This is a genomic window from Pseudomonas sp. B21-048 (assembly GCF_024748615.1).
GTDB lineage: Bacteria > Pseudomonadota > Gammaproteobacteria > Pseudomonadales > Pseudomonadaceae > Aquipseudomonas.
The window spans coordinates 3,178,079-3,190,096 of the sequence record NZ_CP087168.1 but is presented as its reverse complement, the minus strand read 5'-3'; the positions used below and the strand labels follow the sequence as shown (position 1 = coordinate 3,190,096).

At 58.3% G+C, this 12,018-nt stretch carries 13 protein-coding genes; 10 read left to right on the top strand and 3 right to left on the bottom strand.

The window, feature by feature from the left end; all coding sequences use genetic code 11:
• The first annotated feature begins 34 nt into the window (after positions 1–34).
• From LOY56_RS14880 to LOY56_RS14860, 5 genes are all read left to right on the top strand, one after another.
• On the top strand, positions 35–946 hold the full coding sequence (locus LOY56_RS14880) for a polysaccharide deacetylase family protein (RefSeq protein WP_258615129.1): 912 nt from the start codon (positions 35–37) through the stop codon (positions 944–946).
• Positions 943–1,767, top strand: a complete 825-nt coding sequence (locus LOY56_RS14875; RefSeq protein ID WP_258615127.1) for an aspartate dehydrogenase — start codon at positions 943–945, stop codon at positions 1,765–1,767. Before LOY56_RS14880 ends, LOY56_RS14875 begins: the two co-directional genes overlap by 4 nt.
• Before the next feature lie 108 nt (positions 1,768–1,875).
• Positions 1,876–3,237 carry an amidase gene (locus tag LOY56_RS14870; RefSeq protein ID WP_258615124.1) on the top strand — a complete coding sequence of 454 codons (1,362 nt, stop codon included), beginning with the start codon at positions 1,876–1,878 and terminating at the stop codon, positions 3,235–3,237.
• Positions 3,238–3,266: 29 nt separating this feature from the next.
• Positions 3,267–3,680: a VOC family protein gene (locus LOY56_RS14865; RefSeq protein ID WP_258615122.1), complete on the top strand. Its 414-nt coding sequence runs from the start codon at positions 3,267–3,269 to the stop codon at positions 3,678–3,680.
• On the top strand, positions 3,677–4,627 hold the full coding sequence (locus tag LOY56_RS14860; RefSeq protein ID WP_258615120.1) for a glyoxylate/hydroxypyruvate reductase A: 951 nt from the start codon (positions 3,677–3,679) through the stop codon (positions 4,625–4,627). The genes LOY56_RS14865 and LOY56_RS14860 overlap by 4 nt, the downstream gene beginning before the upstream one ends.
• Here the strand turns inward: LOY56_RS14860 and LOY56_RS14855 are convergent.
• Positions 4,621–5,733, bottom strand: a complete 1,113-nt coding sequence (locus tag LOY56_RS14855) for a GlxA family transcriptional regulator (RefSeq protein WP_258615118.1) — start codon at positions 5,731–5,733, stop codon at positions 4,621–4,623. The genes LOY56_RS14860 and LOY56_RS14855 overlap by 7 nt on opposite strands.
• 98 nt (positions 5,734–5,831) lie before the next feature.
• Here LOY56_RS14855 and LOY56_RS14850 point away from each other — a divergent pair, with 98 nt between their 5' ends.
• The 5 genes from LOY56_RS14850 to LOY56_RS14830 all read left to right on the top strand — a co-directional run bounded on the left by LOY56_RS14850 (position 5,832) and on the right by LOY56_RS14830 (position 10,339).
• Positions 5,832–6,704, top strand: coding sequence for an ABC transporter substrate-binding protein (locus LOY56_RS14850; RefSeq protein ID WP_258615116.1), 873 nt, complete (start codon positions 5,832–5,834; stop codon positions 6,702–6,704).
• Positions 6,705–6,782: 78 nt separating this feature from the next.
• The gene (locus LOY56_RS14845; protein ID WP_086945812.1) at positions 6,783–7,571 is read left to right on the top strand and encodes an amino acid ABC transporter ATP-binding protein; all 789 of its coding nucleotides are present in this window, start codon (positions 6,783–6,785) and stop codon (positions 7,569–7,571) included.
• The gene (locus LOY56_RS14840) at positions 7,571–8,227 is read left to right on the top strand and encodes an amino acid ABC transporter permease (RefSeq protein ID WP_095054992.1); all 657 of its coding nucleotides are present in this window, start codon (positions 7,571–7,573) and stop codon (positions 8,225–8,227) included. The genes LOY56_RS14845 and LOY56_RS14840 overlap by 1 nt, the downstream gene beginning before the upstream one ends.
• Positions 8,224–8,907, top strand: a complete 684-nt coding sequence (locus LOY56_RS14835) for an amino acid ABC transporter permease (RefSeq protein WP_258615111.1) — start codon at positions 8,224–8,226, stop codon at positions 8,905–8,907. The genes LOY56_RS14840 and LOY56_RS14835 overlap by 4 nt, the downstream gene beginning before the upstream one ends.
• A gap of 4 nt (positions 8,908–8,911) precedes the next feature.
• Positions 8,912–10,339, top strand: coding sequence for an amidase (locus LOY56_RS14830; RefSeq protein ID WP_258615108.1), 1,428 nt, complete (start codon positions 8,912–8,914; stop codon positions 10,337–10,339).
• Positions 10,340–10,478: 139 nt separating this feature from the next.
• On the opposite strand, the gene antC is transcribed toward LOY56_RS14830, so the two are convergent.
• Entirely contained in the window at positions 10,479–11,510 is a 1,032-nt protein-coding gene (antC, locus tag LOY56_RS14825; protein WP_258615105.1) for an anthranilate 1,2-dioxygenase electron transfer component AntC, read from the bottom strand.
• Between the two features lie 18 nt (positions 11,511–11,528).
• Positions 11,529–12,017, bottom strand: coding sequence for an anthranilate 1,2-dioxygenase small subunit (gene antB, locus LOY56_RS14820; RefSeq protein ID WP_095054953.1), 489 nt, complete (start codon positions 12,015–12,017; stop codon positions 11,529–11,531).
• Position 12,018: the final 1 nt, after the last annotated feature.

Below are 12,018 nucleotides of genomic sequence, written 5' to 3'. Positions count from 1 at the left end.
CTCCTTCAAGAACTGTCATAAAGGGGACTTGCTCATGCTACCTGGACCTAATCGTTTCGCTTATTCAGGCATAGAGTCACGCGCAGATTTCCAATGGCCGGAGGGCAAGCGACTGGCGTTTTATGTCGCGCTCTGCGTCGAGCATTTTTCCTACGGCAGCGGCGGGCTCGGGCTGTCTTACTCGCCCGGTATTTCTCAACCGAACACCTACAACTGGGCTTGGCGCGAGTACGGCAATCGCGTCGGCGGCTGGCGCATTCTTGCACTGTGCAAGGAGTTGGACATTCCGCTCACGGTGCTGCTCAACACTGAATGCTATGAGCACTGCCCTGAGCTGGTACAGGCACTGGTAGACGCCGGAGCGGAAATCGTTGCCCATGGGCGCAGTAACTCCGAAATACAGAACGGTTTGTCAGAAGAGCAGGAACGGCAGTTGATCCATTCGGCGACCGAATCGATCAAGCAACACAGCGGCTTACAGCCCGCCGGCTGGATGAGCCCCGGTGCCAACCCCAGCGCCGTGACCGAAGACCTGCTGCAAGAAGCCGGCTATTTATACACGCTGGACTGGCCGATGGATGACCAGCCGGTATGGATGAAAACCCGTGAAGGCAAGCTGCTAAGCCTGCCTTACCCGCATGAAGTCAACGATGTGCCCATGGTCGTTCTGCACCACGGAACCGCACCGGCCTTCGCGGAAATGGCGATCGCCAATTTCGATGAAATGCTGGTCCAGTCCACCCAGCAGTCCCTCGTCTACGGCATGACCCTGCACACCTTCATCATGGGTCAGCCGTTTCGGCTACAAGCCTTGCGCAAACTGCTTGAACACATCAAGCGCCGGGACGATGCCGTTTGGTTCACCACCGCCGGGCAAGTTGCCAAGCATTATGCGCAGCAGATTGCGCCGGATTTCAACGATAGCTCTCAGGGAGCCCCAGCATGACCACTAGCCTATATTCTTCCGATTTGCGCATCGGCATCGTCGGCCTGGGCGCTGTCGGTGCCTCGTTGGCGCGAACCTTCGACGCAGGCATCCCCGGAATCCGCCTGGTGGGCATCACCGTACGCAACCCCGAGCGCGCAGCAGGGGTGTTGGCCAACCTGAAGAATCCACCGGCGCTGCTGGACCTGGATGAATTGGCGCAGGTCAGCGATGTGGTCATTGAATGCGCACCCGCGGCGCTGTTGCCGCAGATTGCGCTGCCCGTTTTGAGTGCCGGCAAAAAGCTGGTGGTACTCAGCTCCGGCGCCTTGCTGGAAAACCCGCACCTGATCGACCTGGCGCGGCTGCATGGTGGCCAGATTCTTGTGCCCACCGGTGCCTTGCTTGGGCTGGATGCAGTGACCGCAGCGGCGGAGGGCGTAATTCACTCCGTACGAATGATCACGCGCAAGCCACCTCGTGGCCTGGTGGGTGCGCCTTATCTGCTGGAGAACTTGATCAGCATCGAAGGGCTCGACAAGCCCAAACGCGTGTTCAAGGGCAGTGCACGCGAGGCCGCTCGCGGGTTTCCGGCCAACCTCAATGTGGTGGTGGCCCTATCGCTGGCGGGGATCGGCCCTGACCGCACGACCCTGGAAATCTGGGCAGACCCGTCGGTGACCCGCAATACTCATTTGATCGAGGTCGATGCCGATTCGGCGAGCCTGACCATGACCATCGAGAACATCCCCTCGGACAACCCCAAGACCGGTCGCATCACCGCGCAGAGTGTGGTGGCTCTGCTACGCAAAATGAACGCGCCGCTGCGCATCGGTACGTGAAGCCGCAGCTCCATGGCGTCTGTCAATTGGCCGCCTGCTGCTTGCCGGTGCCGACCCCGAGCGGTCGGCCCTGGCTAATCGCCCGATCGATCCTGGAGCTTGTCCATCATGAGCATGATGTCGCTGGAGTCATTGCGTATTGAGTTGGCGCGCGGTCGAACCACCAGCCGCGCGCTGCTTGAAACCTGCCTGGAACGCGCACTCGATCCAGACGGTGAAGGTGCGCGCACCTTTTTGCATATTGATGTGAGAGGCGCCCGGATGCGGGCGGATGCGGTCGATGCCAGGCGGAAAAAGGGCCAACAGATGTCGCCTTACGCGGGGCTCGTGGTCTCGGTCAAGGACCTGTTCGACGTGGCGGGGCAAGTCACGGCCGCCGGCTCCTGGGTGCTATCCAGCGCACCGCCGGCCCACGAGGACGCCTTCGTCGTTGCGCGACTGAAGGCCGCGGGCTTGATCATCATCGGCCGAACCAATATGAGCGAGTTTGCCTATACCGGCATTGGCCTCAATCCCCATTACGGGACGCCGGCCAACCCCTTCGAGCGGGCACTCAAGCGCATCCCCGGCGGCTCATCTTCGGGGGCGGCGATATCTGTCACTGACGGGATGGCGGCGGCGGGGCTCGGTACCGATACCGGTGGCTCGTGCCGGATTCCTGCGGCCTTGACCGGCATTAGCGGCTTCAAACCCAGCGCATCGAGGGTCAATGGCAGGGGCGTGTTTGGGTTGTCCAAGAGCCTCGACTCAGTCGGAGTACTGGCGCCTGACGCGGGCTGTTGCGCGATTATCGATAGCATCGTTGCAGGAACAGACATCCGCCTGCCCGCTGAAATCAATCTGCGTGGCGTGAAGTTCGGCGTGCCCCAGACCCTGGTGCTCGATGGCCTCGATCAGCACGTGGCGCAGACGTATTCGGCAGTATTGAAGCGCTTGCACGATGCCGGCGCCGAGCTGCGGGAGATGGCGCTTGATGAGTTGACCGAAGTGGCCACGATCAATCGCCGGGGAGCGATTGTGGCGTATGAAGCTTATGCCTTGCATCAGGAGATATTGCGCACCCGTGCGGATCAGTACGACCCCAATGTACGGGCGCGTATCGAGCACGGTGCGTTGTACCGCCAGGCTGACTATGAGGATGCCTGTAACGCTCGCCGGGACTGGATCACGCGTGTGCAGCGGCGCATGCAGGACGTGGATCTGTTGATATGCCCCACGGTCCCGATCATCGCACCGACCTTCTCCCAAGTGGCAGACAACAGGGATTTCCAACACTTCAACCTGCTATTGCTGCGCAATCCCATGCTCGCCAATTTTCTTGATGGCTGCTCCGTTTCGATCCCTTGCCATGAACCCGGCACAGCCCCTGTGGGGTTGATGTTGATCGATCGGCATGGCCGCGATGAGCCGTTGCTAAGTGTGGCTCAGTCCGTGCAACGACTTTTACGAAGTGTCGAAAACCGCGTGTGACCTAACATTCAGTTGTTCTGGAGAATATTATGCAGTCAATTTTTCACCTGGCTTATCACGTTCGCGACCTTGATGAATCGCGTCATTTCTACTGCACGTTGTTGGGGTGCAAGGAAGGGCGGAGTACCGAGACCTGGGTCGATATTGATTTTTTTGGTCACCAGCTCTCATTGCACCTTGGCGAGCCTTTCACCGTGACCAACACCGGACGCGTCGGCGAACATTGGGTACCGATGCCACACCTGGGGGTGATTCTCGCAATGCCCGACTGGCAGGCGCTGGCTGATCGACTGGTCGAGGCGGGGCTTGCATTTGTCATGGCGCCGAGCATTCGTTTTGCCGGCCAACCGGGCGAGCAGGCGACGATGTTTTTCCTCGACCCGGCTGGAAACCCGATTGAAGTGAAAGGCTTCGCGGATCTGCAGCAGGTGTATGCCATATGAATCCGCCGATTCCGTTTCTCGCTGCGCCTGACTATCCGGCGACGCAACAATGGATCGCAGCCCTGCAAGAGGCGATGCCTGGCGAACGTATTGTCACGTTCAGCCAACTCAATGATGCTGATAAAGCCGCGTGCACCCTGGCCATCGTGGCCAATCCCAACCCCGCGGACTTGAAGCAGTTGCCGCAGTTGCGCTGGGTACACAGCGTCTGGGCGGGCGTCGAACGCCTTGTTGCCGACCTGAAGCAGACTCAGGCTGAACTGAGGATCGTCCGCCTGATCGACCCGCAACTCGCCGAAACCATGGCCGAAGCCGTACTGGCCTGGACGCTGTATCTGCATCGCGACATGCCCAGCTATATCCGTCAGCAACGGCAGAAACGTTGGCAGCCACTGCCTGCCGTGCGCGCTCAAGAGCGGACGGTCGGCTTGCTTGGCATGGGCGTGCTGGGCGAAGCGGCCGCACAGCGTTTGCATGCAGCGAACTTCAAGGTCAGAGGCTGGAGTCGCGAGCGCAAGTCACTGGCGAATGTCGAGTGCTTCGCCGGCGCTGCAGAATTGCAATCGATGCTCGCCGCGACCGACATCCTGATCTGCCTGCTGCCATTGACCGAGCACACCACCGGGTTGCTCAACGCTCAAACCCTCGGCTGGTTACCGGCGGGCGCGAGCCTGATCAATTTTGCCAGAGGGCCGATCATCGATGACGCAGCGCTGTCGAGCGCACTGGACAGCGGCCATATTGGCCATGCGGTGCTGGACGTCTTTGCCGTCGAACCCTTACCCCAAGACCAATGGCAGTGGACGCACCCACAGGTGTTGGTGCTGCCACATTGTTCCGCACCGACCCATCATCAAACCGCATCAGCCATCGTCGCATCCAACATTCAGGCATTTCGCAGCAGCGGTTTGATCCCGGCAAGCGTCAATACGCAAGCAGGTTACTGATTCGGCACCGCCTCCGGGTGACTTATACCGTGGCGGTTCAACTCTTTGCGCAGTTTTCCGGGAGACATGCCAAACATATTCTGAAAATGTCGAATGAAATGAGGGGCATCGGCGAACCCGCATTCGAAAGCGATTTCGCCTATTTGTCGATCCGAGCTGATGAGAAGCCATCGGCCAAACCTGAGTCGAACCTGACGATAGAATTGGGCTGGAGTGTTACTGGTTTCGGCGACAAACAGCCGCTCAAGTTGCCGTTTACTGGTACCGACAAGGCTTGCGATTGAGTCAATGTCCAGAGGTTCGGTCATGTGCTTTTCCATCAGCATCACGGCTTCGTGCAGACGCCTGTTCGAAGCGCTGGCGTAGCCAAGTGCCTTTCGCCGGTCGACGAAACTGCCGGAGCTGCTTTTTGCGACCGTCATCTGATGAACAACTTTGCCGGCCCGATCCGGGCCGCAATGTAGCCCAATTAGATGAATGGCCAACTCAATCACCGAGATACCGCCTGCGCAGGTGATCCGATCCTTGTCGATGAGGAAGTCACTGTTGCTGACAAAGCGCAATCTGGGGAACAGACGTTTCCAGTCGTCGCAATGGTAGGCATGTACGCAAGCGGTACGTCCCTCCATCAAGCCATGTCGAGCGAGCACGAAGCTGCCCGTGCATAGACCGATCAACGGCACGTTAGCGGCTGCTGCCTGATGCAGAAATGCCGGATACGTCTTTGGTGCTGCCTCAAGGGAATCAAGCAGCCCACCAATCACCACGATGTAATCAAATTGATGAGGATGGGTGAGCTCAGTGTCGATAGGCACATCCAGTCCACAGCTGGAAATGACTCTTTGCCCAAGGGTACCCAGTACTTTCCATTGGCAGCGTATCGGACGGCTCTGATCACCCGTATCGGCGGCATGTCGCAGCGCATCGGTCAGCCCTGACAGTGACAGCAAGGGGAAGCGCGGCCACAACACAATGCCAATAGACAACTCGGTGGCGCCGCGTCGGCTTGGCGGATGTCGTGCCTGACCCTTATCAAGACCTTCCACGAGGCTTTCGCTGGAGGCCCTGGGCAGTACATCTCTGAAATGTCGCAAATGTTCAATCATTCATGCAAACCATCCAACCAGTTACACCGCCGATCACCATACGATGAGCGCCTGCCCAACACCATGCTGTTCATAAAAAAACAATCGAGGAGCACGTGATGAAGAAGCCCAACGTTCAACGTATTGCCGGTATCTATGCGGGTCTGCTGGTCTCCATGCTGGCCTCGGTACCGGCATTCGCACTGGAAACGGTAGAGCCGGGAAGCCTGACAATTGCGTTCAGTGGCGATATGCCGGGGACCGGTTATCAAGACAGTCGAATGGTCGGCTACGACGGTGAAATCCTTCAACAAATTTCTGAGAAGCTGGGTTTGAAAGTTAAACCTGCGTTGATGGACTGGGCCGGCACCATCGCCTCGGTGCAGGCCAAACGCGTGGATATCATGGCCGGCACCATGGGCTGGACCGAGCAGCGCGCGAAGATCATGACCGTGAGCGACCCGATTCACTATTTCAAGAACGGCATCACCCAAACCGACAAGACCAACTGGAGCAGCCTCAAAGATTTGCAGGGCAAGAAGGTCGGCACTATCACGGGTTTCTCGTTCATCCCTGAGATGCGCAAGATCGAGGGGTTACAAGTGGCGTTGTACGACACATCCGATGCCGCGGTGCGCGATCTCCTCGCCGGGCGCATCGATGCAGTGATCGGCGATCCTCCGGTCATGCAATACGCCATTTTCCGCAACGAGCAGTGGCACCTGCACTTCAACGCTTTCACCGACAACGATCCGAATTTCCCTCTGCTGACGGGGCTGGGCCAGGTGGTGTACGGCTTCAATAAAGGGGCCAACCCGCAGCTGGTGGCGGCCGTGAACGAGCAGATCCAGTCTCTCTGGAAAAGCTGTGAAATGCGCAAGATCGGTGCCCGCTACGGTCTGACCCAGGATGTCTGGTATGTGCCGGAAGGCAGGGACCTGAGGCTGGGTGTCGACCGCCCGGCGGACTGGAAACTGCCCGGCTGCAAGTAAGCACTTGAGCGGATGAGTCGGCCTGATGCCCCGTGCCGATTCATCGCCATGTCTATAACAAAAAAAAGGTTAACCAAGATGTCGACCCCCTCCGAACCTGCGTTGCTGCGAGTGCATGACCTGCACAAAAGTTATGGTGATCTGGAAGTACTCAAGGGTATCAACCTGGAATTGAAAGCCGGTGAAACCCTGTCGTTGATCGGCCCCAGCGGGTCGGGAAAGTCCACTTGCCTGCGTTGCATCAACTATCTGGAAAAACCCACTCGAGGCGATATCTGGCTGGGCGACGAGTTGATCGGGCAGATCAAGGACGGTAAACGCATACGTCTGATGAGTGATCGGGAAATGGCTCCGCAGCGACGCGAGATCGCGATGGTGTTCCAGCTCTTCTACCTCTGGCCACATTTGAGCGTACGCGACAACGTCGCGCTGGGGCCGATCAAGGCACAGGGTATGCCGCGCAAGCAGGCCTATGAGCTGGCGGATGCCATGCTGGAAAAAGTCCATCTGCGGCACAAGGCCGAAGTCTATCCCGAGCAATTGTCCGGTGGGCAGCAACAGCGGGTCGCTATCGCCCGCGCGTTGGCTCAACAACCTAAAGTCATTCTGTTCGACGAACCGACTTCGGCGCTGGACCCCGAACTGGTAGGTGAAGTACTGGCCGTGATTCGTGAGTTGGCGCAAGAGGGCCGCACCATGATCATGGTGACCCACGAAGTGCGATTCGCTCGGGATGTGGCGGATCGGGTGATCTTCATGGACGGCGGACACATTGTCGAGCAAGGGCCTTCGGCGCAGGTAATCGACAACCCAAGCCATGAGCGCACCCGTAGTTTTCTTGGGCGCATGGCCATGGAGGGCGCTTGATGGCGAACTTCGAGGTTTTTCTCGGGCTACTGCCTCTGTTGTTGAAAGGCGCACTCACCGCCCTGGAAATCGCGCTGTGTTCCTTGTTGCTGGCGAGTGCCGGCGGAATAGTCCTGGCGGTGTTGCTGACGTTCGGTCGGTCACGGGTGTTGCATGGGGCGATCGGCTGTTTCATTGAATGGATGCGCAATGTTCCCGCGCTGGCGCATCTGTTCCTGATCTATTTCGGTCTTTCCTATCTTGGCATCAATTTGCCCGCGTGGCTGGCCGCTATCGTTGGCTTGAGTCTGGTGGGCAGCGCGGTGTTGGCCGATATTTTCCGTAGCGGCTTGCAGTCGCTGCATGTCGGTCAGTATGAAGCCGGGCTGGCTGTCGGCCTGAGCCGGATGCAGATTCTGCGTTGCATCCTCTTGCCCCAGGCCCTGCGCGTTACGTTGCCGGCGTTCGCCAACTACGTCACGCAACTGGTCAAGGACACGTCCATCGCCTCGGCCATCGCCGTGCCGGAAATCATGTTTCTGGCGCGCAATCTGGTGACCTCCACCTTCCAGACTTCACTGATCTATTTGGCTGTGATGTGCATCTACGCCGCGATGATTTTGCCGATCGGTGTGGGATTCATTCGGCTCGAACGCCATTTTGGGAGCGCGCGATGATCAGTTTTTTTCAGCAATACCCAGAGTACTGGAGCGACTGGATCGCTCGCCTGTTGCTCGGTGCACGGATCAGCGCCGAGTTGTCCTTGATGGGGTTCGCTCTGGCGGCCATATTGGGTGCGCTGTTGGCCTGGGCGATGAGAAGCCCCAATGTCCTCCTGAAACGGTCGGCCGCGTACTTTATTCAGAGCATGCGCGCCGTACCTCTTTTGGCGCTATTGCTGGCCCTGTATTTCGCGTTACCCAGCCTGGGGCTGACGTTGTCTGGCTATTGGGCCGGGGTCATTGGCCTGGGTTTGCAGGGCGCCGCTTACGTCGCGGAAATCCTGCGTGGCAGCCTGGATTCGCTGCATCGCGGCCAGCGCGAGGCCGCCATCGCCACCGGACTGACACCGTTGAAAGCGTTTACGTCAGTCATCTTGCCGCAAGCGATTCGCGGCATGTTGCCGCCACTGCTTAACGCCTATGTGTCGATCCTCAAGGACAGCTCATTGTGCGCCCTGATCGCTACCGATGAGCTGATGCTGGCGGCGCGGGCCATCGCTTCGGAAACCTTCCTGCCCATGCATGTCTTTCTGTTGGTAGGGCTGTTCTATTTTGTTATCGCTTTCCCTCTTTCAATGCTGTCGCGTGTGCTTGAAAAGCACTTTTCACGCGGGCGCAAAACCCTGCGAGGTTGAATACATGAGCACCATAGATCGAGTTACTTCCCACAGCATTGCCCAGTTGCAGCAGGCGCTGGATGCGGGATCGCTGACTAGCGAAGCGCTGGTTCGTGCGCAACTGGCGCGCATCGAGCATTTCGACGAGCAGCTCAATGCCTATGTCGAGGCCTATCCCACGCGAGCTCTCAATGCGGCCATCGCCGCGGATCGTCAACGTGCGGCTGGCATACGCCTGGGACCGCTGCATGGCATTCCGCTGGCGATCAAGGATTTGTTCGAGATCGAGGGCCAGGCCATCACAGGTGGGTCATTGGCACAGGCACCGCGTGTTTCGAAGTTGACCGCCACCGCAGTGCAACGCCTGGAGCGTGCCGGAGCAATCATTCTTGGCAAGACCCACACCGTCGAATTCGCTTTCGGTGGCTGGGGCACCAACGCGGTGATGGGCACGCCGTGGAACCCGTGGGACCGCAACGTGCATCATGCTCCGGGTGGCTCAAGCAGCGGCTCGGCAGTGGCCGTGGCCAGTGGGTTGGCAAGCGCTGCGTTGGGCACCGACACCGGTGGTTCGGTGCGAATTCCGGCGGGCATGTGCGGCTTGGTCGGGCTGAAAACCACGCGTGGGCTTATCAGTCGCCATGGCTTGATCGAACTGTGTCCGTCGCTGGATTCGGTGGGCCCTATCACCCACACAGTTGAAGATGCCGCGTGGATGCTGGATGCACTGCTGGGCCCGGACCCGCTGGATCCGGTTTCGGCCCAGGCGCCTGTATTCAACGCCGCTGCCGGTCTCAATCAGTCGGTAGCCGGTTTGCGCATCTGGGTGTTGCCACAGGCCGAACGAGCGCATGTCGCTCCCGGGGTGCTGAAGGCTTACGATTTGGGGCTCGAGCAACTGGCCGCCTTGGGGATGCAACTGATCGAGCAACCGCTACCCACGTCGTTGGAGCAGTGTATGCGCATCGCGGGTGGGCTGATGAGCGCCGAAGGTTATGCCAGTCTGGGTAGCTTGTTCGAGCGCGACGATCTGCGTTTTGACCCCCATGTTCAACGTCGCGTCCTCAGTGGTCGCGCCATCGACGCAGCGTCGTATATCCAGTTGCACAATCAGCGCCGCGCCGCTCGGCACGCCATGCAGCAGGCCATGACGAACATAGACGCCTGCGCTTTCCCGACTAATGCTATCGGCAGTGTGCCGTTGGATGAGGTCGATGAATATGGCACGCCACTGGCCCTGTTGGGGCGGTTCGCCAACTTGCTGAACCTGTGTTCGGTGGCGTTGCCCATCGGGTTCGATGAAAAGCGCATGCCGGTTTCGATGCAGATTGTGGGGCGGGCATTCGCCGAACCGCTCATTCTGCGCATCGGCCATGCCTATCAACAGGTCAGCGATTGGCACACGCTACGGCCTGAGGGTTGGGAGCTGGCAGATAACGCGGTTGCGTGATGGATATCTGTCGAGATTATGGAAATAGCAGCGAACCAGAGCGTTTTGATCGCTGAGTTTTTAGGGGCGGGGAATTGAGCGGACCGTTGATAAAAGAGCAGGGGAGTATCGGGTTGATTCCAGATACTCCCCTGGGTTCTTAATGCTTTGAATTGCTCTCGATGAACTTCTCGTAAAACATCTGGAATCTTTCGATTTGCTGCTCGTTGAACCAGGTCTTGACCGCTTCGACCATGGGAGGAGGGCCGCACAGATAAATGTCGAATGGATCAGCCTCAAACGCATTCCGATCAAAGTGATCAGGAATCCATCCAGTTTTCCCTTTCCACTGCTCTGATGGCTTCGACACGATAAGGTGGTAGTCGAAATCAGAGATACGTTCGCGATAGCCCGCCAACCGCTGGGTTTCGCAGAGGTCATTGTCCTGCGTGACACCATAGAACAGCTGGATCGGGTGTCCGCAGCCACCCTTTTCCGCGATGTTATCCAGCATCCCGAGGAAAGCCGACAGGCCGGTTCCTCCTGCCACCAGTACCAGAGGCTTGGTCACTTGGCGTAGATAAAAACTACCCAGAGGGGCCTCGAGCTCGATGATTTGACCGGGTTGGCAATGTTCACGGATGAAATTACTCATCACGCCATCAGGCAGGAGCCGGATGAGAAACTGAAGCTGGTTAGTGGGATTGGGCCGATTGGCGAAAGAGTAGGAGCGCCACTCACAGGTTCCAGGTACATGCAATCGTGCGTATTGCCCTGGGAGAAAATCCAGTTGCAGCGGGCTGGCGCTAGCGTCGATATGAAGTATCGCGGTAGTGGCTGAAACCTGCTCCACACGGGTAATCACCGCTTGCAATAATTGGGTTGCCCCAGCGTTGCACAAGCTCGAATCGAAGTCGAAATAGAACGAGGCATCCGATTGCACCCGGGTCTGGCAGGAGAGCATCTTGCGTTGCGCCAGATCGTGTTCGGATAATGCCTCTTCATCGACGTAGTCTTGAGTGAATTGACCTGATTCGCAGCGCCCCTGGCAGGTGCCGCAGACACCTTCGCGACAGTCCAGCGGGATGTTCACGCCATTGCGTAGCGCAGCGTCGAGCAACAACTCGTTTGTCTTGACCTCGAAGAATGAGGTCTTGCCGTCGGCGAAGCTGAAAGCGACTTTATGGTTCATGACAGCGTGCTCCGCAGGTCACAGGTGATAGAAATCAAGCACTGAGTTGATGGTGTCGTTGAGCAACACGATGTGCTTGCGAGTGATCTTCCAGCTGTCTGCGACGGCTTTAAGGTGGTAAGTCACATGACCGTAGAACTGCTCGGACAACCCCTGTCGGGTATAAAGGGTGACCCAGGCTGCCTTGACTTCAAGCAAGCCATGATCGAGTTCCTTGATTCGCACGTTGCTGATTTGATGCAGGGTGCGCGGCATCGGGTTTGAGGCCGCCGACTTACCGGTGCGCAGGCGAAACACCCGGTCTTCAAGGCCGGAGCGGTTGGAGTAGTAAATCAGCGACATGCTGCGCTTGGGGTCGGTGGTGTACACATGCTCCGACTCCCATTGCGGCAGGTGGAATTCACTCTGCTCATCGAAGAGGGCGATGTAGGCATCCCAATCCTGCTGATCGCACAGCTCGGATTTACGGTAAAGGAACTGCTCGACGGAATGTTGTAGTGCGCTCATT